At 41.6% G+C, this 22,881-nt stretch carries 21 protein-coding genes; 7 read left to right on the forward strand and 14 right to left on the reverse strand.

Features of this window, described 5'->3' with window-relative positions:
* The first annotated feature begins 11 nt into the window (after positions 1-11).
* From POV27_RS12900 to miaA, 7 genes are read left to right on the forward strand one after another with little or no spacing between them, the layout of a single operon-like run.
* Positions 12-899 carry a 3-hydroxybutyryl-CoA dehydrogenase gene (locus POV27_RS12900; protein ID WP_272863187.1) on the forward strand — a complete coding sequence of 296 codons (888 nt, stop codon included), beginning with the start codon at positions 12-14 and terminating at the stop codon, positions 897-899.
* Between the two features lie 11 nt (positions 900-910).
* Positions 911-2,149 (forward strand): DUF1015 domain-containing protein, encoded by a 1,239-nt coding sequence (locus POV27_RS12905; RefSeq protein ID WP_272863188.1) that lies wholly within the window; start codon positions 911-913, stop codon positions 2,147-2,149.
* Between the two features lie 50 nt (positions 2,150-2,199).
* Positions 2,200-2,712 (forward strand): signal peptidase II, encoded by a 513-nt coding sequence (gene lspA, locus POV27_RS12910; protein ID WP_272863189.1) that lies wholly within the window; start codon positions 2,200-2,202, stop codon positions 2,710-2,712.
* 47 nt (positions 2,713-2,759) lie between these two features.
* Positions 2,760-3,422, forward strand: a complete 663-nt coding sequence (locus tag POV27_RS12915; protein WP_272863190.1) for a YggS family pyridoxal phosphate-dependent enzyme — start codon at positions 2,760-2,762, stop codon at positions 3,420-3,422.
* A gap of 37 nt (positions 3,423-3,459) precedes the next feature.
* The gene (locus tag POV27_RS12920; protein ID WP_272863191.1) at positions 3,460-4,839 is read left to right on the forward strand and encodes an exonuclease domain-containing protein; all 1,380 of its coding nucleotides are present in this window, start codon (positions 3,460-3,462) and stop codon (positions 4,837-4,839) included.
* Between the two features lie 40 nt (positions 4,840-4,879).
* Entirely contained in the window at positions 4,880-5,707 is an 828-nt protein-coding gene (locus POV27_RS12925) for an ion transporter (protein WP_272863192.1), read from the forward strand.
* Complete coding sequence (gene miaA / locus POV27_RS12930) at positions 5,707-6,627, forward strand: tRNA (adenosine(37)-N6)-dimethylallyltransferase MiaA (protein ID WP_272863193.1); 921 nt, start codon at positions 5,707-5,709, stop codon at positions 6,625-6,627. The genes POV27_RS12925 and miaA overlap by 1 nt, the downstream gene beginning before the upstream one ends.
* Positions 6,628-6,663: 36 nt before the next feature.
* Here the strand turns inward: miaA and POV27_RS12935 are convergent, their stop codons facing one another.
* The 14 genes from POV27_RS12935 to POV27_RS13000 form a co-directional block, all read right to left on the reverse strand.
* On the reverse strand, positions 6,664-7,380 hold the full coding sequence (locus POV27_RS12935; protein WP_272863194.1) for a response regulator transcription factor: 717 nt from the start codon (positions 7,378-7,380) through the stop codon (positions 6,664-6,666).
* 4 nt (positions 7,381-7,384) lie between these two features.
* Complete coding sequence (locus POV27_RS12940; RefSeq protein ID WP_272863195.1) at positions 7,385-8,947, reverse strand: sensor histidine kinase; 1,563 nt, start codon at positions 8,945-8,947, stop codon at positions 7,385-7,387.
* A 78-nt stretch (positions 8,948-9,025) separates the two neighbouring features.
* The gene (coaE, locus tag POV27_RS12945; protein ID WP_272863196.1) at positions 9,026-9,607 is read right to left on the reverse strand and encodes a dephospho-CoA kinase; all 582 of its coding nucleotides are present in this window, start codon (positions 9,605-9,607) and stop codon (positions 9,026-9,028) included.
* Position 9,608: 1 nt separating this feature from the next.
* Positions 9,609-10,556 carry a YbbR-like domain-containing protein gene (locus POV27_RS12950; protein ID WP_272863197.1) on the reverse strand — a complete coding sequence of 316 codons (948 nt, stop codon included), beginning with the start codon at positions 10,554-10,556 and terminating at the stop codon, positions 9,609-9,611.
* 9 nt (positions 10,557-10,565) lie between these two features.
* The gene (locus POV27_RS12955) at positions 10,566-11,567 is read right to left on the reverse strand and encodes a glycosyltransferase family 2 protein (RefSeq protein WP_272863198.1); all 1,002 of its coding nucleotides are present in this window, start codon (positions 11,565-11,567) and stop codon (positions 10,566-10,568) included.
* Between the two features lie 73 nt (positions 11,568-11,640).
* Positions 11,641-15,336, reverse strand: a complete 3,696-nt coding sequence (locus POV27_RS12960) for a T9SS type A sorting domain-containing protein (protein ID WP_272863199.1) — start codon at positions 15,334-15,336, stop codon at positions 11,641-11,643.
* A gap of 174 nt (positions 15,337-15,510) precedes the next feature.
* Positions 15,511-16,326, reverse strand: a complete 816-nt coding sequence (locus tag POV27_RS12965) for an enoyl-ACP reductase FabI (RefSeq protein ID WP_272863200.1) — start codon at positions 16,324-16,326, stop codon at positions 15,511-15,513.
* 60 nt (positions 16,327-16,386) lie between these two features.
* Entirely contained in the window at positions 16,387-18,039 is a 1,653-nt protein-coding gene (recN, locus tag POV27_RS12970) for a DNA repair protein RecN (protein ID WP_272863201.1), read from the reverse strand.
* A gap of 72 nt (positions 18,040-18,111) precedes the next feature.
* Positions 18,112-19,002, reverse strand: a complete 891-nt coding sequence (porD, locus tag POV27_RS12975; protein WP_272863202.1) for a type IX secretion system protein PorD — start codon at positions 19,000-19,002, stop codon at positions 18,112-18,114.
* Positions 18,995-20,206, reverse strand: coding sequence for a bifunctional phosphopantothenoylcysteine decarboxylase/phosphopantothenate--cysteine ligase CoaBC (gene coaBC, locus POV27_RS12980; protein ID WP_272863203.1), 1,212 nt, complete (start codon positions 20,204-20,206; stop codon positions 18,995-18,997). Before coaBC ends, porD begins: the two co-directional genes overlap by 8 nt.
* Positions 20,207-20,215: 9 nt before the next feature.
* Positions 20,216-20,545, reverse strand: coding sequence for a DNA-directed RNA polymerase subunit omega (locus POV27_RS12985; protein ID WP_272863204.1), 330 nt, complete (start codon positions 20,543-20,545; stop codon positions 20,216-20,218).
* Between the two features lie 5 nt (positions 20,546-20,550).
* A complete protein-coding gene (locus POV27_RS12990; RefSeq protein ID WP_272863205.1) occupies positions 20,551-21,360 on the reverse strand; it encodes an outer membrane protein assembly factor BamD in 810 nt (269 codons plus the stop codon).
* 134 nt (positions 21,361-21,494) lie between these two features.
* The gene (gene dapA / locus POV27_RS12995; protein ID WP_272863206.1) at positions 21,495-22,370 is read right to left on the reverse strand and encodes a 4-hydroxy-tetrahydrodipicolinate synthase; all 876 of its coding nucleotides are present in this window, start codon (positions 22,368-22,370) and stop codon (positions 21,495-21,497) included.
* Positions 22,367-22,873 carry a DUF6913 domain-containing protein gene (locus POV27_RS13000; RefSeq protein ID WP_272863207.1) on the reverse strand — a complete coding sequence of 169 codons (507 nt, stop codon included), beginning with the start codon at positions 22,871-22,873 and terminating at the stop codon, positions 22,367-22,369. The genes dapA and POV27_RS13000 overlap by 4 nt, the downstream gene beginning before the upstream one ends.
* Positions 22,874-22,881: the final 8 nt, after the last annotated feature.

The following is a 22,881-nucleotide window of genomic DNA, read 5'->3' on the forward strand; positions in this document are numbered from 1 at the left end:
AAATTCCAAATATGAAAAATGTAGCAGTAATAGGTGCAGGTACCATGGGAAATGGAATTGCCCATACCTTCGCACAGTGCGATTACAAAGTTCAACTTATCGATATTTCCGAAGAATCCCTAAAACGTGGAATGGCCACCATAGCCAAGAATTTGGATCGAATGGTTGTCAAGGAAAAAATTACCGAAGCCGATAAGGAACGTACCTTGGGCAATATTACTACCTATACCAGCATGGAAGAAGGTGTAGAATATGCCAGCCTTGTGGTAGAAGCCGCTACGGAGAACGTGGATCTAAAACTGAAAATATTCAAGGATTTGGATCAGTTTTGCCCAGAAGACACCATCTTGGCTACCAATACCTCTTCCATTTCTATAACTCAGATAGCTGCAGTTACTTCCCGTCCGGAAATGGTGATTGGTATGCACTTTATGAATCCCGTACCGATCATGAAATTGGTAGAGATTATAAAAGGATATAGTACAAGCGCAGAAACCTACGCGACCGTCGAAGAAATTTCCAAAAAACTGAACAAAGTCCCGGTAGAAGTAAACGATTACCCTGGTTTTGTGGCCAATCGCATTCTTATGCCAATGATTAATGAGGCCATTGAAACTTTGTACAATGGCGTTGCAGGGGTTCAGGAGATTGATACGGTGATGAAATTAGGAATGGCACACCCTATGGGGCCCCTACAATTGGCAGACTTTATTGGGTTAGACGTTTGTCTCTCCATCTTAAACGTGATGTACGACGGTTTCAAAAACCCAAAATACGCTCCTTGTCCCCTATTGGTAAATATGGTAATGGCAGGAAAGATGGGTGTTAAGAGTGGTGAAGGGTTCTATGACTATTCAGAAAGCCGTAAGGCCGAGAAAGTAGCCAAAATGTTCGCCTAAAACCTTCTGTTTTGCCTAAAATCCATCCTTTTCGAGCGGTTCGTCCTACACGCGATAAAGTAAGCTTAGTGGCTTCACGCTCCTATGAGAGCTATACCCAAGAGCAACGGGAAGCCCGTTTACGGGACAATCCGTTTTCATTCTTGCATGTCATTAATCCAGGATTCAAATACCATAAGAAAATTTCGGGTCCAGAACGTTATAAACTGGTATACAACCGATACCGGGAGTTTATAGAAGATGAAGTGTTTACACAGGATGATTCCCCTTGCTTCTACGTTTACAAAATCGTGAACCGAGATGGAAACGTATTCAACGGCATTACTGCGGCTTTGAGTGTTGAGGATTATGAAAAGGACACGATAAAAAAGCACGAGGCAACGCTTGAATTTCGGGAAACCCTGTTTAAGGAATACCTAAAAGCTGTGGGATTCAATGCGGAAGCTGTATTGCTTACTTATCCCGACAATGAACGGCTTAGCAAGCGCATTGCCAAGGTCATGGAGCAACGGGCAGAGTACGAATTTACAACTACGTATCGCGATACACATTTCTTATGGAAGGTGGACGATCCAGTCATCATAGCTGAGATAAAGAAGGCCTTTTCCAAAATGGATGCACTGTACATAGCCGATGGCCACCATCGTTCTTCCTCATCACATTTATTGGCAAAGGATCTAAGTGCCGAAAATGAACAACATTCGGGAAAGGAACCCTATAATTTCTTTATGGGCTACCTCATTCCGGAAAGTGAGTTGAAAATCTATGAGTTCAATCGGTTGGTGAAGGGACTTAATGGACTTAGCAAGGAAGAGTTCCTTATAAAACTGGATACATTGTATCGTATTGAAAACCGCGGGACTGAGTACTATAAACCTTCCAAAAAGCATCATTTCAGTATGTATTTGGATGGGGAGTTTTATTCGCTTTACCTGCGGAAACAAGAATATAATTTTGAAACGTCTCTTGACGCCTTGGACACCCAGATTCTTTTTGAAACCATCTTACGGCCTATTCTAGGCATTGAGGATGTTCGAAACGACCAACGGTTGAGCTATTCGCATGGCAAGAAGGATTTGGCTTATGTGAAATCCTGGGTCGATACCGGGGAATACTCGGTAGGCTTTGGGATGGTTCCCATTACAGTGGAAGAAATGAAAAGCATAGCCGATGAAGGATTGGTCATGCCGCCTAAAAGCACCTATATTGAGCCCAAATTGAGAAGTGGGGTAACCATTTACGAATTTTAGATAAGTTTCTTTAATTTGACGTCAGGCATTTGACTAGAAATACATTGAAGATGAAAAGAGTTTGCAAAATAATTGCCCTAGTCTTCTTGATTGGCTGTAATATAAGCTGTGATCAAATAAGCAAGGAAAAGGCAAGAACCGAAATTTCGGAGAACGAAATTATCGAGGTAGTGGATGATCATTTTGTATTGAAGCGGGTAGAAAATACTGGTGCAGCCATGAGTTTAGGTGCAAACTTGCCATCTGGACTTAAAGTGATTTTTTTGAAAGTATTGCCATTAACAATCCTTTTCCTAATGTTCTTTTACGCAGCAAGAAAAAGAGAAATTTCGAATTGGAACATTGTTGCTTTTTCCTTCATCATAGGTGGTGGGATAGGTAATATTTATGACCGGGTCTTATATAATTCAGTTACCGACTTTATGTATTTAGAATTTGCCAGTTTACACACAGGTATATTCAATATGGCAGATGTCTCTGTAGTTATGGGAACCCTAATGTTGGTTTCAAGCTCTTTATTTTCTAAATGGGAAATAAGAAAATTAAAAACAAACGATGTTTAATATGCGGCTCCTAGGAGTTATAAATTCCAATATCAATAGACAATAATATGTCAACCATCTTCAATAATCTGGAAAAAGTCAAGACAAACCTCCCTAAAGGAGTGACCTTGGTTGCGGTTTCTAAAACGAAGCCCGTGAGTACCCTGATGGAAGCCTATGAAGCAGGACAACGTGTGTTTGGGGAGAACAAAATTCAGGAAATGGTGGGCAAATGGGAAGAAATGCCCGAAGATATAGAGTGGCACATGATAGGGCATGTACAGACCAATAAGGTGAAATACATGGCTTCCTTCGTAAGCCTAATACATGCTGTGGACAGCTTCAAACTATTGAAAGAAATCAATAAACAGGCAGCCAAGCATGATCGGATTATTAAATGCTTGCTTCAGGTAAAGATTGCCCAAGAGGACAGTAAATTCGGAATGAGTGCGGAAGACACGGAAGTTTTGCTTAGTTCGGATGATTTGAATGACCTACAACATATAGAAATCGTTGGGCTTATGGGAATGGCCACCTTTACAGATGACCAAGAACAATTGGCTCAGGAATTCGGATATCTAAAAACGACCTTCGATCGCCTTCAGCAAAAATATACCCAGCTTACTGTTTTAAGTATGGGTATGAGCGGCGACTACCCTTTGGCCATTTCGCATGGCAGTAATATGGTTAGAGTAGGAAGTGCCATTTTCGGTGCCCGTAATTATTCGTAACTTACCTTACCAAAAAGATAACAAACGAAGCAACTTAGTGTACGCAATTATAGATATTGAAACCACCGGAGGAAAGTACAACGAGGAGGGTATCACCGAAATTGCCGTATACCGTTTCGATGGCCATCAAATTGTAGATCAGTTTTCGAGTTTGGTGAATCCCGAGCGGAAAATTCAACCCTTTGTCGTAAACCTTACGGGTATTAACAACGAAATGCTCCGTAATGCGCCCAAGTTTTACGAGATCGCCAAACGCCTTATTGAAATTACCGAAGACACCATTATTGTAGCTCATAATGCACAGTTCGACAACAGGATTCTCACTACAGAATTCGATCGGCTGGGGTATACGTACGAAAAAGACTCTTTGTGTACCGTAGAACTGGCACAAAAGCTTATCCCCGATATGGATTCCTACAGTCTGGGGAAATTGGTCCGAGCCTTGGGAATCCCAATAAGTGATCGACACAGAGCCCAAGGGGATGCCAAAGCAACGCTAGAATTATTCAAGCTCTTACTTACTAAGGATACGCAAAAGGAAATCATTACTCAGAGTATCCGTAAGGATCCCAAACGCCTTTTGGAACCCAAGCTATTGGATATGATCGATAATGCCCCAACGGATACTGGGGTTTATTATATGCACAATAAGGACGGGCAGGTTATCTATATTGGAAAAAGCAAAAACATAAAGAAAAGGCTTACGCAGCACTTTACGAGCGATAACCGGAAATCGAAGAAGATTCAGTTGGAAGTAGTCTCGGTAAGCTTCGAACTCACGGGAAGTGAATTGGTGGCGCTCTTGAAGGAGAGCGAGGAAATAAAGCAAAACAAACCCATTTACAATAGAGCACTTCGCAGGACACTTTATCAGTATCAGTTAGGCACCTACACCGATGACAATGGGTATATTAATTTGAAAGTTGAAAAGGCGGATGCCAAGAAAAGAGCCGTAACCACTTTTACGAATTATGCTCAGGCCAAATCGGTACTTTTTAAGATTACAGAGAACTATCAACTGTGCCAGAAACTAACCGGCCTTCACAGAGTAAACGGCAGTTGTTTTTCCTATTCTATTAAAGAATGTCTTGGCGCCTGTGTTAAGGAAGAGGCCGTTGCAGCATACAATGAGCGCGTTCAGGAGTTTTTGAATGATAACAGTTACGAAAACAAACACATGCTCATTATCGATAAAGGCAGGGATATAGACGAACGCTCTGTAATTCTCATTGAAAATGGAAATTACAAGGGCTTTGGGTTTTTCAACCTCAATTTTCAGATTACCAATCCCAATGTGCTAAAATCCATCATCACTCCTATGCACAATAACCGGGATGCCCAGCATATCATACAAGGATACTTACGCAAGAACAAGGTGTTAAAGATCGTTCCCCTTCCTAAGGAAGCCACCATCTAAATAATCTTCTTTACCTTTAAGCAGACCAAACGAAATTTTGATGAATATTTGGCGAAAGAAACTTCACGACATTATCTATGAGGCCGACACTCCTGCCGGTAAAGCTTTCGATCTCATTCTACTCATTCTTATTATTTTAAGTGTAGTTTTCGTAATGCTCGAGAGTGTCAAGAGCATTGATGAACAATACCATGAATTGTTGTATGTAGGGGAATGGGTCATTACCATATTCTTTACTTTCGAATATGTTGCTCGCATCATCACCGTAAAGAAGCCTTTTAAATATATTTTTAGTTTTTACGGCATCATAGATTTAATTTCTACCATCCCTTTATATCTGTCATTTATTTTAGCTGGTTCCAGTTATCTACTAACGGTTCGTGCCCTTCGCTTGCTAAGGGTCTTCCGAATCCTGAAAGTGACCCGATACATCGGAGCTTCGAATCGCCTAAAAAGGGCCTTGCTCCACAGTAGACCCAAGATTTTCGTGTTCCTTTTCGCGGTACTCATTATTTCTATTATTTCAGGAACCTTAATGTATCTTATTGAAGGGGAAGAGCATGGTTTTAATAGCATTCCGCATAGTGTGTATTGGTGTATCGTTACCCTTACCACCGTGGGATATGGGGATATTTCCCCAGCCACGCCGCTAGGTCAGTTTATCGCGAGTATTATTATGATTATGGGTTACGGAATTATAGCTGTTCCCACGGGCATTATGACTGTAGAATATAGTAAGGCGGCCCAAGAGCATATCGATACCAATACTCAGAATTGTCCCAATTGCGGGGAAAGCCACCATAAGGACAATGCCGTTTATTGTCATGCTTGTGGTGAACCCATTAATCCCGAAGAATTGGACACCTAATGGAACCCAAACCGCTTCTTGTTTGTGTGGTAGGCCCAACGGCTATTGGAAAAACTGCACTTTCTATCGAATTGGCCAAAGCCTTTGCTACGGAAATCATCTCGGCAGATTCCCGTCAATTCTTTAAGGAAATGAGCATTGGGACGGCTGTTCCTTCGCCCGAAGAACTTGCGGCAGCTCCCCATCATTTCATTCAGAACTTGAGTATTGAAGATGAATACAGTGTAGGTGATTTTGAACGGGATACCCTTGTGCTGCTTGAAAGTCTTTTTCAAAAACACAGCATCGTTATTTTGGTTGGAGGTTCGGGCTTGTATGTGGATGCCGTTGTGAAAGGTTTGGATACTTTTCCCGAAGTCTCTAGTGAAATCCGGGAATCACTTGTCTCAGAACTAGAGGAAAAAGGATTGGCTCATCTACAACAGGAACTGAAGGAAGTGGATCCTACCCATTTCGAAAAAGTGGATATTCAAAATCCACATCGGGTTATTAGAGCACTCGAAGTTTTTCGGGCTTCCGGGCAACCCTACTCTTCTTTTCTCAATGCCCCGAATGCCAAACGTCCCTTCAACACTTTACATATTGGACTCAGCGCCGATCGCGAAATCGTATATGACCGTATCAATAAACGTGTAGACCTTATGATCGAAGCTGGGCTGGTGAAGGAAGCGGAGGCATTATTCCCTCATAGACAGCTAAATGCCCTGCAAACAGTTGGCTACCGGGAATTGTTCGGACATTTTGAAGGGGAATTAAGTTTGGAAGAGGCCATTTCAGAAATAAAGAAAAACACAAGGCGTTTTGCGAAGCGGCAGGGTACTTGGTTTCGGAAAAATGAAAACATTCACTGGTTCGACTATACGACCCCCACCGAGGAAATCGTGACTTTTGTAAATACAAAAAGCACCCAGATCCCATAAAGGGATAGGATGCTCTTTTACACTTAACCTGTTAGATTATTGGTCTACTTCGTCTTTTACAACCAAACGGAAACCTTCTCCATGAATGTTGATGATTTCAACACCGTCGTCCTTGCTTAGGTACTTTCTAAGCTTTGCAATGTATACGTCCATACTTCGGGAGGTGAAATAGTTATCATCTCTCCAAATTTTGGTTAATGCCAGTTCGCGGGGCATTAAGTCATTTTTATGCAAGGCCAACAAACGTAGGAGGTCATTTTCTTTCGGGGATAGCTTTATTGGGTCCTCATCCTTGTAGGTAAGGAAGCGAAGTTTTGAGTTAAGGTGGAAATTACCAATATTGAACTCAAATTGTTTGCTATCTGCGATAGAATCGGTTGCTTTTCGTTGTATGATGGCTTTTATCTTCATTAACAATACCTCACTATCGAAAGGTTTGTTAAGATAATCGTCGGCTCCAACTTTATATCCTTTAAGAACATCTTCTTTCATCGCCTTAGCCGTTAAAAATATAATCGGCACGTCTTCATTTTTCTCACGGATTTCCTTGGCCAGGGTAAATCCATCCTTATATGGCATCATGACATCAAGGATACAGAGATCGAAGTCGTCTTTTTTAAATTTTTCAAAACCTTCCATCCCATTCTTGGCGTGGGTAACATCATATTCGTTCATTGAAAGGTAGTCCTTGAGTACAGTTCCAAAATTTGGATCATCCTCTACTAACAAGATTTTTTTGTTTTCTGTTTCCATATTTCTAAGATATTAAGTGCATTTTTATTATAAAGGTACTCCCCTTTCCCTTTTCGCTTTCTACATATATTTCTGCGTTATGATCGTTCAATATTCGCTTCACATAGGACAGTCCTAAACCATGCCCTTTTACATTGTGAATATCTCCCGTGTGTTCACGATAGAACTTTTCGAATATTCTTTTCTGAACATTTTTACCCATCCCCAGTCCTTGATCCTGTATTTTAAGCAGGATATTATCCTTCACATTTTCGGTATAGATATCAATTTTCGGTGCTTCTTCCGAATACTTAATGGCATTATCCAACATATTCACCACCACATTGGTAAGGTGTAGTTCGTTTGCCAGTACCGATGATTTCATTGCATCTAAATGGGTTTCTATATATCCGCCCCGGTCTTCCACGATAAGGCTCACGTGCGATATGGCATCCTCTACAATCTCATGTAATTTTACACGTGCCTTTGGGATATCGAGCTCGTTCTTTTCCAATTTCGAGATTCGCAATACATTTTCTACCTGGGCATGCATCCTTCTATTCTCATCCCGAATCATCTTTAGATAGCGAGAAATAAAATCTTTATTCTCGGAGACTTTTGGGTTTTTTAGCGCATCCAATGCCAAGTTAATGGTAGCAATGGGCGTCTTAAACTCATGGGTCATATTATTGATGAAATCGGTCTTGATCTGCGAAATCTGTCGTTGTTTAAAAATCTGTCTAAGAGCGTTAGAATAGGCTAAAATAATCACCGTGGTAAACGCCAAGGATAACAGTGCCATTCCTAAAATGGTATTCAATACCAATTTCCCTTTGTTCGAAAAATTAACGTATAACTTATAACTGGTGTTATAATTATCGTTTACAAAGAGCGGAACACCATAGGTGCTTGCCGGATCCAAATCGAAATTCTTCGAGTGAATTTTTGTGGCCAGTTCATTGCTGTACACAGCATATTCAAACTTAGGCTCCAGTCCTCTTCTTCGGCATTCCCTATCTATCAATTCTACGATTTCTTCCTTGCCTACCCTTTTATGTATGGGTGTTCTGGAAGATATATTGCTTACAAACGATTCGAACTGTTTGCGTTCGTAATCTGGTAATCGTTTAAAATTAACCTGCGTTTGGGTGGTGTAACTACTTCCGTCCAGCCCACCAATAATTTTGGTTGTTTTCTGCTTGTTCGTAATCTTCGTAAACTCAATACTGTCCATTTCCGTATCGAAAAACCCAGTAGAAAGTTTGTAATCTTCCTCAATGATCCCATCCGAAAAGATGATGGTTTCATTATTGTCCTCATTTACGATCCTATAGATTAGTTCTGTAACACTAACATTATCGGGTTCCTCTACATTTTCAATCAGTCCACTGTACAAACGATAATAATCGTCAATTTCACGAAGTTGGATACTCTTGGAAACTTCCGTCAACACCTGTCTTACATTGAAGGTGAACTGATCTTCCTTCGTTTTATATGCATTATTAATCCAGTATCCTTGAACAAAAATGATTCCCAATAAGGACAGCGACATAGAACCAATAAGCAGGGCAAACAACCTTTTGTTCATGATCCAAAAGTAAGATTTTAACATTTAGACATTGGGTTGTTTAACCTAATGTTAACACACGGAAGAAGCAATCTCTTTTTAGCTGTTTTGCAGGATGTTATGAATCTCTTCCACCTTCGACTGGGTGGAAACTAAATCGATGTTTTCAATATGAAAATTAGACAGAGGTATCTTTTCTTCATCGGTCCATTGATTTGCCATTCTACGTTCAATTGCCTCACGAGTGGTTGCATCACGTTGCATAACCCGTTGGATCCTAATATCCTTAGGAGCTGTTACTAGAACGGTATAATCACAATTTTTGTATCCCCCATTTTCAAATAATATGGCGGCTTCCTTAATGCAGTAAGATCCCTCCTGCTTTTTGAGCCATCGCTTAAAGTGCTGACCTACCTTGGGGTGAATAATCCCATTAACCTGCTGCAGCAGTGTTGTGTCGTTAAAGATTTTTTGAGCTACGTATTCCCGATTTAGGGAACCGTCTATATAGGTTTCTTCTCCGAGTAAGGCAATTAACTTTCTCCGAATCACCTTAGATCTATTGGTAAGCTTTTTCGCTTCAATGTCTGCGATATAAACGGGTATACCCAATTTGGCAAACATTGTTGCTACGGTAGATTTACCGCTCCCAATTCCTCCCGTAAGCCCGACGACTTTCAATTTATTTGAAGATTAAATATTCTACCCGTTTGGTAGCCACTTCTACATCGTATAGATCATTGGGATAGGTTTCCAATGAAGGGATTAAAAAGCTTTCGGCTTCATTTCTATTTCGGTAATCGCATACCAATCTAAAATCATTGGGTGATACCGAATTGAACCGGCTCATAGCTACATTAAAAGACACATTGATTTCTGAAGGCAACAACTTCACTTCTACATCTCTTGGAGCATTGATTAATTGTACCGAAATGGGGAATTGTTTTTGTGTAAATTCCTCCACAGCCGCCGAAATACTAACCTCATCCGTCTTTATTGAAAGTTCCGGATCTTCGGGCACCTTCAATTTTATCTTCTTTTCAATGCGATCGGAGGCATTCTTCACAACCTCATTTTCTGTTTCAATAAAATCGATCTTTTCCAGCTTTTGCAAAGGCCCCACCAACAATACAGAATCGGGTTGTATTTGCAAGGCTCCTAAATTCCTGTAGCCTTCCTTATACTGAATTTCTACCATCGACTTTACAGCTACCTTTCGCATTTCCAGCCTATCCAGTGAAACCCGAAGGGAATTTGAAGACAGATTGTTTATACCCGAACTATTGTCCAATTGTGTAGCAATGAGTTGCACCAGATCTGCATTCTCCAATACGACGACGGTGTCCCCTTCTTTATAATACCTAGAGATATCTATGGAAATGGAAGGCTGTTTAAACCCATACGACAAGGCTTGGAATCCGTTCGTCTCTACTTCGAAGGATAGTTTATCGGAACCTTCCTTAGTCACTGAAATATGTTCTGGAACATTATCGTAAAGAATATTGGCATAGACCAATGCCGTTGTTTCGGTAGAAAATTTGGCGAGTATCCAAAAGATCATTGCCAACAACAAGAAGAATAAAAACGACTTCACCTTCGAAGTCTTATATGTATTTCTATTCTCGGCCATAAAATAAAATTACTTAAAAAATAAATGAGGAAATTGCTTTTCGGGATCTTTCTTCAGTAATCCGATGTAAAATGAAGACTTCAAAAAAGCCAGACCGTAGCCAAAAAACTGAACAAATAATGCTATTACCGAGAGACATCCTATAAACACACTTTTATTTTGTATCGAAGCGTGAACAAATACAAGTAGGATATAGGCACATAGAGGAACAAGTACCATCCAATGATACAACAATGCTCCCACTATGGATGCCAAAACAAAGAAAACGAACAATGATGGAAACCAATAGGTAATTTTGGCAGCATGCGGATGCCATTTATTTAGAATGGGGCGCACGGCTCCAAACTTCTTTACTTGTACATGGAATTTTTTCCAAGAAATCCTACGCTTGTGATATACGTATGCGTTTGGAAGAAAAACGGTCTTATAACCAGCTTTTAGGATGCGCTGGGATAAATCCGGATCTTCGCCCGGATGAATCTTTGCAAAGCCTTTGGTTTTTTGAAAAGCTTCACGGGAAATTCCCATATTGAAACTTCTGGGTTCGAATTTCGAAACACTCCTTTCACTTCCCCGTATTCCACCTGTAGTAAAAAACGAGGTCATCACATAATTTATGGCCTTTTGCAAAGAGGTAAAACTATCATGCGCAGCGTCCGCTCCCCCGTAACAATCTACATAGGTGTTCTGTAAAAAAGCATCTACCGTAGTGAGATAATGAGCAGGTAACAGACAATCGGAATCCAGAATAATGAAGTAATTTCCTTTGGCTTTCTGCATTCCATAATTCCTGGAATCACCTGGACCGGAATTGGGTTTGAAGTAATAAGAAATGTTAAGCCTGTCGGCAAAATCTTTTACAACAGACTCTGAGGATAGGGACGAACCGTCTTCTACAATGACAATTTCGTATTCACGCTCGAAAGCAACATTGAGAAAGCTGTCCAGTAATTCTTTTATTTCTTGGGGCCGATTGTAAACCGGTATGATAAACGAATAGCTCAATTCCATGGGGAACAAAAATACACAATAAAAAAACCGCCTCGGTATTCCGAGGCGGCTTTCCTATATAATAAGCTATATATTATTGCTTAATAATGTGGTATGCTCCAATTTCTCCATCAGCATATACCTTCATTAGGTATGTACCTTGGTTCAGTTGAGCAACGTTTAATTGCCCTCTAGAAGCATTCACAGACTGATCGATTACTTTCTGACCCAACATGTTGAATACCTCAACGCGCTCGATGTTCTGAGCAGCTGTTAAGTTTACAACATCTACAGCTGGGTTCGGGTAGTAAGAGAATCCTGCGATTACAACGTCACTAGTTCCAAGGGTGTTATCACACTCGGTGAACTCGATGTCGGTTGCACCTCCAGTATTCACTACGAAACAGTAGTAAGCTTGTCCAGTTACAATTGGGATTCTTGCTGTAACGTTCGGGAAACATTGGTTCTCGAACCAATCTACCAATACCAACTCGTCTTCCGTAGAAGTCTCGTCTGGAGCGGTGTAGAAAGTTACAGAAGTAGCTCCAGCTGGCTGAAGAACCGTACCTCTAATGAATCCATCGGCAATTGGAGTAAAGGTATACCATACACCATTTGCACCAGAGATATCACAGTTAGTTGGGTTTCCAGCTTCTGTAGTTGCACCTGGCATTGCTACGTTCTCATCTGTCCAAGGACAGTCGAAGTCGTTTAAGTCGATTGCGTTAGCAATTGGATCGTTTGGTGGAGGTACAATAGTACAAGACATAGACAATTCGAAGTCTCCGGTTGCACCACCAAATCCGTGTACTAAGATGTAATAAGTAGTGTTACCATCACTTTGGAATTCTACCTCAGACTGGAAGTCTGTACAGTTACCAGAGTCATCGTTACCAGCTACACAAGTAAGTGGTAAAGAACCACAGTCTCCTGTGTAAACAGAAATCTTAGTATCGTAGTTAGTGTTAGTGCTACAAGTAGACAATAGGATATCTGTTGGCAATCCACTAGTATCGTTATACACATACCATACACCAGGTGTAGTAGTAGCAGTATCACAATCAGGAGCAGCAGCCGTATCGTCTGTTGAGTTGATTGTAGTTCCCATTAAAGAGTCACCACAAACAATTGGGAAAGCACCATCACACTGGTCGTTGTCTGGCACAGGCTCACAAGTAATAGACATTACGAATGGTCCAACATCACCAGCAGCGAATCCTTCTACAGCAATGTAGTAAGTAGTTGTACCGTCGGAGAAGAATTGAAGCTCAGACTGAAGACCACAAGAGTCATCGTTTGTAGCGATTTCAGTTCCTCCACAAGAATCATATACTGTAAGTCTTGAATCGTATGTAGTACCAGGATCACAAAGTGATACGGTTACTATTTGAGCAGATCCAGTTCCAGTGAAAGAATACCACTCATCTTCAGAGTCGTTATTTCCACCTTGGTCTGTATTGTCGCTAGTATCTCCAGTGATTACATCATCACAAGCTACTGGAATAGCACCAGCACACTCATCTGGAGTTGGAGCAGTAACTTCGATGAAGCTAATGTCCATTAATAGGTCTGGACCTAATCCGCCACCTACACCACAGTTAGCGAAGGTATCCCAAGTTGTACAGGTTGCGAAACCTCCACCTGGGTTTTGCCATAGAGCCGCATCGTCGTTAGTGTCGTCGGCACTATTCCAGAACCACTGTCCGGAAACACCGAACTCCATAACTGGAACAACACTTACCCAATATCTAACTCCTGGGTTTAATGCCGTAAGTGAAGTTGGAGTAAGAGTAAAGATACCGTCTCCATCAGGATCTACATCCGTTCCTAAGAAAGACTCAGTAAATACTACACTTCCAGGAACACCTGCATTGTCTGTATATACAGTCAATTCTACTGTGTTTGCTGGATCCACAGGAATACCTGTACCACTACCTATGATAGCAATCTCACACATAGCAGCTGTTTGAGCTCCAGAGATAATGAAGTCATCTACAGCCTCACAATCGAAGTCTGGGAAGTCTGGGAAAATCTGAGATGGTGGTCCACCACCTGTTGCGGAAGTGTTCTCATAATCTGGAATAGTTCCTCCACAAGTGTCACCACCGCCACCGGCAGTTACTGCGAAAGAAGCCCATGGTACTTGATTACCACCTTCGAAGTCTGCAAGGTAGGTAGCCGTACCCGTGGTAATATCTACCTCTCTCCATTGTCCTGCAACTCCATTTTCGAATGCATTCATATATAGGATGTCATCAGCGGCATTGTAGGCTAATCCTTGACCAAAGTTGGCGTCGAAACCAATAGGCCCAATTAGGGTAGCGGCTCCAGTAGCAGGATCGATACTGTAGAAACTATCATCTACAATATCATATCCGTACATGTCACCAGAGTTGGTAATCGCGATATCGATCATACCTCCACCGGCGTTACCCATAGAACCAACCAACGTAGCAGTTAATCCTACAAGGTCCATAGTATATAGGTTACTTGGGTTTGTAAGGTCACTACCTACACCGTAAACAGTTCCTGAAGAATCCCAAGTTAAACCTAGCCATACCTCAGCTCCGTTTACTGGGATCACACCTAATGTAGTGTAAGTACCTGTGGTAATATCTAATGAGTAAAGATCTCCATCAAGATCCATTACATATGCAGTAGTAAGATCGTTAGGATCGATAGCTCCAACCCCTTCGAAGAAGTCAGCACCAGCATCAGGTCCAATTACGTTGAATGTACCTGGAGTAGATCTGTCGAAAGAAACAAAGTTTCCAGCACCAGAATCTCTTGCATATACTGTTTCAGGATCTCCAGATCCACCACAACTAGTACAGTCTCCATATACTTGAATAGGAGCTCCTAATTGTGTAGCGGTTCCACCGTCATTCATTGGTCCCCATGCGCCAGTAGAACCAAGGAATTGCTGAGCGTTTCCTGTTGAAGTTTGTCCTGTAATTACTACAGGTGGTTGCCATGGTCCAGAACCTCCTGTACCAGCATAACTCCAATCTACCCAGTAGGTTCCTGCCGCCAAAGAAAGACCTGGAGTATCTACAGTAACTCTTTGGATAGCTCTAGCTGTGGAAGCTTGATCGTCTTCCAATACACGATAGGCATCACTCCAAATAGCACTTGTAAATACGTTGGTAACATCGTCACCCCAAATCACTGAACTTGCAGGATCGGCTGGATCACCATCCCAAATACGAACGTTGATCTCGTTAATTGAAGCAGGAGTAGTTGGCTCTCCTGTTTGGTATCCGTAAAAATCGATAGAGGTAACATCGTAATCATCTGTCAACACAATGTCCTCAGCGATTCTGTTACCATTAGCGATTTGTACACCGAAACCGTATGTAGACATTCCTAAAGTAACGTTTTCAACGATACTTAAATGCGGTGGTCCAGCAACAGAAAAGTATGGCCCACTTTCATAAGCCAATACTGGAGACTCGGCATTTGATGAACCTTGGTAGGAAACCCCATTGTAGGTTCCCGTAGCAACGGTAATCTGTCCAGCTGCTGGAGTAGATCCATCACTTAATTCGGCCATTGTTGCATCTGCCACCTGATTTACCGTAGTATACACCATCTGCTGAACAGGTGCCGGGGCCTTTCCGAAAGAAACATCTGCCGTAGAACGGTTGGCATGCGTAGTTGTTAATTTCGCAACTTTCTTGGTGGCTTTCTTCACGACTGCAGTAGGGGCCGCTTTCACGGGAACTGCTGAATCTTGACTAAAACCAACCGCGCAAATTAACATCGCAATTAGTAAAGTAAATTTTTTCATAATTTGATATTAAATTAATAGATTAGTTAATAACGTTAAAAATATCCAAAAAAAAGGGAACTACAAAAGAAAAAATGAACTTAACCCACATCACCGACAAAAGTCCGTTTTTGCCGACTAAAAACAAAAAAAGCCCGCCGAACGGCGAGCTCATTTCTTAAAATCGTAGTTTGTCTATTCTTTTAAAAACGCTTCCATCACTTCGTTGCTCACTCCAACATTCGAGAAGCCTCCATCATTGTAAAGATTTTGTAAAGTTACCCTTTTGGTAAGATCACTAAACAGGGAAACCGTGTAGTTTGCGCAATCCATTGCCGTAGCATTTCCAAGAGGCGACATCTTATCTGCATAAGCGATAAACCCATCGAATCCCTTAACTCCCTGACCTGCAGTGGTTGGCGTAGGTGATTGTGAAATTGTGTTTACCCGTACCTTCTTATCCTTACCAAAGAAGTATCCAAAACTTCTTGCGATAGATTCCAAATAGGCTTTGTTATCCGCCATATCATTATAATCTGGGAATACACGTTGTGCTGCCATATAGGTTAATGCAACGATACTTCCCCACTCACTCATTGCATCCTTCTTATATAATACCTGCATTGTTTTGTGGAAAGAAAGCGCAGATACATCCCATCCCTTTTGAGTCCAATCGTATTTCTGATCCGTGTAGTGCTTTCCTTTACGCACATTTACAGACATCCCGATGGAGTGAAGCACAAAATCCAACTTGCCTCCCAAAATTTCCATTGCCTTCTCAACAAGGTTTTCCAGGTCCTCCAAATTGGTGGCATCCGCAGGAATTATCTCAGAATTGGTTTTTTCCGCCAATTGATTGATCTGCCCCATACGCATAGCGATCGGTGCATTGGTAAGTACTATAGCGCCCCCTTCTTCGTGAACGCGCTCTGCCGTTTTCCAAGCAATAGAGTTTTCATCCAATGCTCCAAAAATAATTCCTCGTTTTCCTTTTAGTAAGTTGTATGACATAATTCCTTAATGGTTAATTTTCTTGTAACTAAGATAATTTGGTCGAAGTGCAAAGATACACTAATTCAACAATTGCTTGGCGTGTGCAATGGCCGAATCGCTTAGTGTGCTACCCCCTATCATTTGGGCGATTTCAATAATTCGGTCTTCTTGGGTAAGTTCCTTAATATGGGTAGTAGTGACATTGTTTTCATCTCTTTTGAATACCCTTTTGTGGTAGTCGCCTTTGGCAGCGATTTGCGGCAGGTGCGTAATGCTTAACACTTGCATCTTTTTACTCATGGACGCCATAATTTCTGCCATCTTATGTGCAATCTCCCCAGAAACCCCAGTGTCGATCTCGTCGAAAATAAGGGTGGGTAGGTCCTTGTATTCTGTCAAAACAGCTTTAATGGCCAACATGATCCTGCTCATTTCTCCTCCCGAAGCTACTTTCTGAAGCAAGCCGAACGCACCTCCTTTATTAGCAGTAAACAGCAATTCCAATTGAGCGTTTCCGTCAGTTCTAAATGCCTCTTGTTCCTGCAATTGAAATTGAAATTGCGCATTAGGAAGGCCCAACCCTAGCAAAAATGCTTCTAGTTTCTCCTTTAATATAGGTATTGCAGCTTCCCGCTTGTTATTTATTTGCTGTGCAATTTCCAATGTCTTCTTCCTAGCCGTTTCTACCTTGGTCTCCAAAGTTTCTATGGTTTCATCGATCTGGGAAGAAGCTACCACCTTCTCCTCCAATTCCTCCTGAATTTTCAGCAACTCACTTACTTCCGAAACCCCATGCTTTTGCTGCAATCGAAAGAGCGTTTGCATCTTTTCCTGCACCTCCATAAGCAGTTGCGGATTTACCTCCAAAACATCTGCCGATTTCAACACTTCACTCTCTACATCTTCCAATTCGATAATAGTACTATTCACACGATTCCAAAGAGATTCGTAGTCCGTTGAGAAATTTCTGATTCTATTCAGTTCCTGAAGGGCTTCCCTCAAGGAAGTTATACTTCCCGACATCTCATTGGAAAGGGATTGGGAAACCTTTGCCAACACTTCCTGAATCTCTTCCGCGTTGTTCAATTTCTCGTAAGTTTCTTCCAACTCTTCTTGCTGAATGGAAGCAAGATTGGCTTCTACCAATTCATTGTATAAAAAACTATGGTAGTCTAAATCCTTAAGTGCCTGATCCCGTTCAGAAATCAATTGGGATAATTGCTGTTTATGCTCCTTAAACAACCGAAGATTACTTCTATAGACATCCAACAAATCCCGATTTCCAGCCAGGGCATCCACTACTTCCATCTGGTAGCCTTCTGTGGCCAACGTACGGGTTTCGTGCTGACTGTGAATATCGATCAACTCTTCGCCCAATACCTGCATTTGCTGAAGGGTCACAGGCGTGTCATTCACAAAGGCTCGGGACTTTCCACTAGGTAGAATTTCCCTTCGCACAATGGTCTCCTCTTCATAGTCCAGATCGTTTTCAGCAAATAAGTCCTGCAAGGCGTAGTTTCCAATAGAAAATTGGGCTTCGATAATGCACTTACTCGCCATATCCCGCATCACTTTTAAATCGGCACGGTTCCCTAAAACCAAGCCCAAGGCTCCCAACAAAATGGATTTACCTGCACCGGTTTCACCAGTAATGATAGTAAGTCCTCTATTGAAGTCTACCTTAATATCTTCAATAAGTGCATAATTTTTTATAGAAAGTGATGTGATCAAAGGCGTGTTATAGATGATAAAAAAACTCCCTCTAAAGTAAGGGAGTTTTGGGATTCCTGCAAGATCAGAAATTTATATTCTTATTTTGCTCCAGTTCGCCCTACGGGTAGGAGCAATTCTGTTTAAATGTTCCATTAAGGTATTGATGTCTACGCTGGGACCTCCACTAAAAACAGCTTCAATCTCGTCGCTTTTTGCATCAAAAAACGTACGCAACAGAAAGGAATTCGGTCTGCGATCGTTTACGTTCTTCAGATTGGAAATGGATTCGATGATCTTCAGCTTGGCGTCTCTTGCATTGGACTCCATAACGTCCATCCCCAAACGATGATAATTGTACATGGCATCATGAAACTCCTGATACACATTCGAAATTATAGCATCGTTGTAACGGAATCTCGATTGGGTTCCGTCAGTTGCTTTCCATCCCGCAAAGTTACTAGAAGCAGCGGTGTTCACAATTTGCTTGGCGATATCAAAATACTCCCTTCCTCCATTCAATTCGAAAGTATCGGCATCCAATCCTAGCACGGTATATACATGGTAGGCCAATACGGAAACCAAATTGGAATCGAAGGTATTAATATTGAATACCAAAGGTTGGAATTCGTTGTAATCGAAACTGAATTGACGATCGTTATAATTATATATAGGTGTATCGTAAATAGATCCATACACGGGTCTCGACGCCTGTACCTGTAATTGCCCTTCGAATGCGGTCGATTCGAAAGCGGTAATAATTAAGGTGAAATTACAATCGATACGTTCCTGATTCTTAAACTCCCTTTGGGTCCAACTGGTGTTGTTAAGAAACTCGGTCAATTGTTGCTCTAAGGTTCGAAACACCTGAAAATTGGGTTGTCCCGTCTGTTGTGCATCTATGGTAACGGTGGCATTCAATTCCTGGGCATTCATGGTTCCAAAGCCCATCAACACGGCCACTAAAAATAAAACTCTACGCATCTATATGATCTATAATGTGTTGTAAAATATCGTATGCTACTTCTTTCTTACTCTTAACTTCAAAAGGGATTACTTTATTGTTACGGGTAATAAAAGTAACTTTATTGGTATCGGTTCCAAAACCGGCACCTTTGTCTTTGAGCGAATTTAATACAATTAAGTCTAAATTCTTTTTTTCCAGTTTTGTTTTTGCATTATCCAATTCGTTTTGGGTCTCTAATGCAAATCCTACCAGAAATTGTTTGTCCTTTATTTTTCCCAAGGAAGCCAGAATATCCTGTGTTTTTTCCAACTCTATCGTCATCTCCCCTTCCTTTTTCTTTATTTTTTCGGAAGCTACATTTTTCGGTCGGTAATCGGCCACTGCAGCACTCAATATGGCCGTATGGCAATGTGGATAATACAGATGTACCGCATCGTACATTTCCTGAGCAGAGGTTACCCGAACTATTGATACATTGGGAGCTTGGAGTTGTAGGCTTGTTGGCCCTGAAACCAACACAACCTCAGCGCCTAATTCGGAAGCTTTCTCTGCGATGGCGTAGCCCATTTTGCCACTGGAGTGATTTCCTATGAATCGAACAGGGTCTATAGCTTCATAGGTGGGGCCTGCCGTAATTACGATTTTCTTGCCCTTTAACGGAAGCTGGTCGGCAATGTCTTTTTCTAAAAACGCTACTATGTTTTCGGGTTCCGCCATGCGTCCTTTGCCTACCAAACCACTGGCCAATTCGCCATGCTCGGCTGGGACGATCGCATTTCCGAAGGACTCCAATTTCGAAAGGGTTTCCAGCGTACTGGGGTGTTTGTACATATCCAAATCCATCGCTGGAGCAATATACACCGGGCATTTTGCAGACAGATAAGTAGCCACCAAAAGGTTGTCACTCTGTCCCTGCGCCATTTTGGAAAGTGTATTGGCAGTAGCGGGAGCTATGATAAAAAAATCTGCCCAAAGGCCTAACTCGACATGGTTATTCCATTGGGCATTATCATCGTCTTCGTTCGTGAACGAAGAAAAAACTTCGTTTTTGGAAAGTGTGGAAAGGGTTAACGGAGTAACGAACTCCTTAGCCGAGGGGGTCATGACCACTTTTACTTCGGCACCCTTCTTAATTAACAATCGAACCAGATAGGTACTCTTATAAGCGGCAATACCGGCAGTAACGCCCAGTAATACTTTTTTTCCGCTTAAAACAGACATACCCTAAACTTATAGTTCTTCGTCCTGGGTGTTACGATAGTAAATTTTGTTCTCTAACCACTCTTGTACCGCAAGTGCGTGTGGTTTTGGAAGCTTTTCGTAAAACTTGGAAACTTCGATCTGCTCCTTGTTCTCAAAAATCTCTTCTAGACTATCATTGTAGGTAGCAAACTCGTCCAACTTCTCCAATAGCTCTTTCTTAATGTCGCTATTGATTTGGGTCGCTCTTTTAGAAATGATAGAGATGGCCTCATAAATATTGCTGGTAGGGGCATCTACCAAGTTCTTATCAATCGTCGTAGTATTGATAGGGGCATCGCTGTTTTTAATATCGCTCATAATCCTTAATTAATTGCTGTTTCAGTTTCCGATTCCGATAATCGCTTGTCTATGTCCTCTAGCATTTCATCTGCTTTGGAACGGAAATCGGATTCTCCGTAATATTTTTTAAAGCTGTCGTAATGTTTTTTGGCAGCTCTCAATCGCTCATCAACTTTAGAAGGCACACTGTTAATTGCCAACTGATACGCTGCTTCGATCCGCTCGTAAAAAGCGTTGGGTCTATACTTGGACCCCGGATGATCACTAATGAAGTTACTGTAGGCCTCAATAGAAGCTTTATAATCTGAAATACGCAAGTATTGCTTGGCTACTTCGTAATCCTTCTTTTCCAGTTTTCTTCTCAATTCAAAAACCAATTGGTTGGCTTCCTCTTTGTAATCGGAAGTCGGAAATTCATCAATGAATGCCTGCAATTTCTCCATCGCCTTTTGCGTATCGGTCTGATCCAAGGAATACCTTGGAGACAGCTCGTAGTAACTTTTGGCCGAACGGTAGGCCGCCAATTCCAAACTATCACTTTTGGGATAGGAACTCGCAAAACGCTCAAACTGATACCCCGCCAAATAATAATCTTCTAACTGATAAAAGGTATTGGCGTAGCGGAACATTAATGGCTCTGCCTGCGGCTTCCCTCGATACACAGGAACAATCTGCTCCATTAATCGAAGGGATTTCTTGAACTTCTTTTGTTTGTATAATGAATCTGCCATCGAATACTTTTTCGCAGCATCATCCGACTTCAAAAGCTTCTGGTAGTCGCTACAAGAACTAAATACCAAAGCGATCATAAGTAATAACAGACTCGATTTCATGGTTTTAAAAAACATCGTGCAAAAGTAGTGAATTATAAGGGATTACAAAAACTTATTTAAGCTACTAAAATAGTGGAACCCGTAAGGAATCCATGGCCCTATTTCCAAATTTAACGAAGAATTAGGGTTTCAAATTATACATTATCAGCGAAGTCATCGATTTTGGAACGCAATTCCGGGCTAACTCCCACCAATGGTAACCTTACGAAAGGTTCGCAAATGTTCAGTTTATGGAACACCGCTTTAATACCCGCTGGATTCCCTTCGGCAAAAATATAATCGATGCACGGAGCCATTTTGTAATGCAATTTATAGGCCTTATCCACTTCCCGATTCAATCCGAAACGGATCATATCCGAAAATTCTTGTGGAAATCCCTGTCCTATTACTGAAATCACACCCGAACCTCCTGCTAATGTCATGGGTAAAGCAAGAATGTCGTCACCGCTTATCACCAAAAAGTCATCGGGCGTACTATCGATCATTTGCATGGCTTGCACAATATCGTTAGCCGCTTCCTTGATGGCAACGATATTATCAAAATCCTGGGCCAATCTGGCTACGGTTTCCGGCAACATATTACTAGCTGTTCTTCCTGGAACATTGTACATAACAATAGGAATGGGACATGCTCTTGCAATTGCCTTGAAATGCTGGTAAATTCCCTCTTGGGTGGGTTTGTTGTAGGCTGGTGATACCGAGAGAATGGCAGTAAAATCGGAAAGATCCCTATCGGCAATTTCATCCAGGATGGCTTGGGTATTATTACCCCCAATTCCTAGTACCATGGGAAGTTTTCCTGCGTTCGCCTTCTTTACGGTATCTATAGCCACCTGTTTCTCCTGTTTGGTAAGAGTCACACTTTCTCCTGTGGTTCCAAGGATTACTAAGTAATCGATTCCGTTTTCAATCTGATAGGCAACAACGCGCTCTAACGCGGGCACGTCCACGACTCCCTCCGCTGTAAATGGAGTTACAAGAGCCACACCCGTACCGACTAATTCTCTCATGCTATTTTATTCAATATGGTTAAATACTTTTTCAATTCACTTTTAAAAAGGTCGATCTGTTCTGGGGCTACACCAATCATTAAATCATATAATCGTTCATCACCTCCCGCAAAGCCTACTTTAAATTTTGCCTTGCTTCTCGATATCATCATATCCATGAACTCATTCGTACCTTTATAATATCCCACCAACACCCCGAATTCTGTATCCAAAAACTCCTGGGCATTCTGGTTGTGCATCTCCCCTTTCCAGTTAAAATCCTTGCACTGTACCTGATTTTGGCGAAGCGAGGGTATTTTCCGTTTCGTTTCGATAAAGGAAAACACACGCACATCTTTGGGCTGCATTCCTAAGTCTGCAGAAAAATGGTACAGCTTTTCGAAATCGGAAAGGAGCATTTCATCTACCAAAAAACCTAGGGTTTTGGCCGGGGCGTTTACCTTGGACACGTCCCGATCGACCAGTTGTTTTTCGGTCAATTTTCGCAATGACTTTCGTTTCAATTTTTCAA

It is taken from the genome of Aureisphaera galaxeae, assembly GCF_028561275.1.
Lineage (GTDB): Bacteria > Bacteroidota > Bacteroidia > Flavobacteriales > Flavobacteriaceae > Aureisphaera > Aureisphaera galaxeae.

Coding starts and splice junctions, on each gene's coding strand:
- lspA (WP_272863189.1), top strand. CDS start 2,200: ATGAAAAGAGTTTGCAAAATAATTGCCCTAGTCTTCTTGATTGGCTGT.
- POV27_RS12960 (WP_272863199.1), bottom strand. CDS start 15,336: ATGAAAAAATTTACTTTACTAATTGCGATGTTAATTTGCGCGGTTGGT.
- POV27_RS12935 (WP_272863194.1), bottom strand. CDS start 7,380: ATGGAAACAGAAAACAAAAAAATCTTGTTAGTAGAGGATGATCCAAAT.
- miaA (WP_272863193.1), top strand. CDS start 5,707: ATGGAACCCAAACCGCTTCTTGTTTGTGTGGTAGGCCCAACGGCTATT.
- coaBC (WP_272863203.1), bottom strand. CDS start 20,206: ATGTCTGTTTTAAGCGGAAAAAAAGTATTACTGGGCGTTACTGCCGGT.
- POV27_RS12990 (WP_272863205.1), bottom strand. CDS start 21,360: ATGAAATCGAGTCTGTTATTACTTATGATCGCTTTGGTATTTAGTTCT.
- dapA (WP_272863206.1), bottom strand. CDS start 22,370: ATGAGAGAATTAGTCGGTACGGGTGTGGCTCTTGTAACTCCATTTACA.
- POV27_RS12950 (WP_272863197.1), bottom strand. CDS start 10,556: ATGGCCGAGAATAGAAATACATATAAGACTTCGAAGGTGAAGTCGTTT.
- POV27_RS12925 (WP_272863192.1), top strand. CDS start 4,880: ATGAATATTTGGCGAAAGAAACTTCACGACATTATCTATGAGGCCGAC.
- POV27_RS12940 (WP_272863195.1), bottom strand. CDS start 8,947: ATGAACAAAAGGTTGTTTGCCCTGCTTATTGGTTCTATGTCGCTGTCC.
- POV27_RS12965 (WP_272863200.1), bottom strand. CDS start 16,326: ATGTCATACAACTTACTAAAAGGAAAACGAGGAATTATTTTTGGAGCA.
- POV27_RS12985 (WP_272863204.1), bottom strand. CDS start 20,545: ATGAGCGATATTAAAAACAGCGATGCCCCTATCAATACTACGACGATT.
- porD (WP_272863202.1), bottom strand. CDS start 19,002: ATGCGTAGAGTTTTATTTTTAGTGGCCGTGTTGATGGGCTTTGGAACC.
- POV27_RS12900 (WP_272863187.1), top strand. CDS start 12: ATGAAAAATGTAGCAGTAATAGGTGCAGGTACCATGGGAAATGGAATT.
- POV27_RS12955 (WP_272863198.1), bottom strand. CDS start 11,567: ATGGAATTGAGCTATTCGTTTATCATACCGGTTTACAATCGGCCCCAA.
- POV27_RS12915 (WP_272863190.1), top strand. CDS start 2,760: ATGTCAACCATCTTCAATAATCTGGAAAAAGTCAAGACAAACCTCCCT.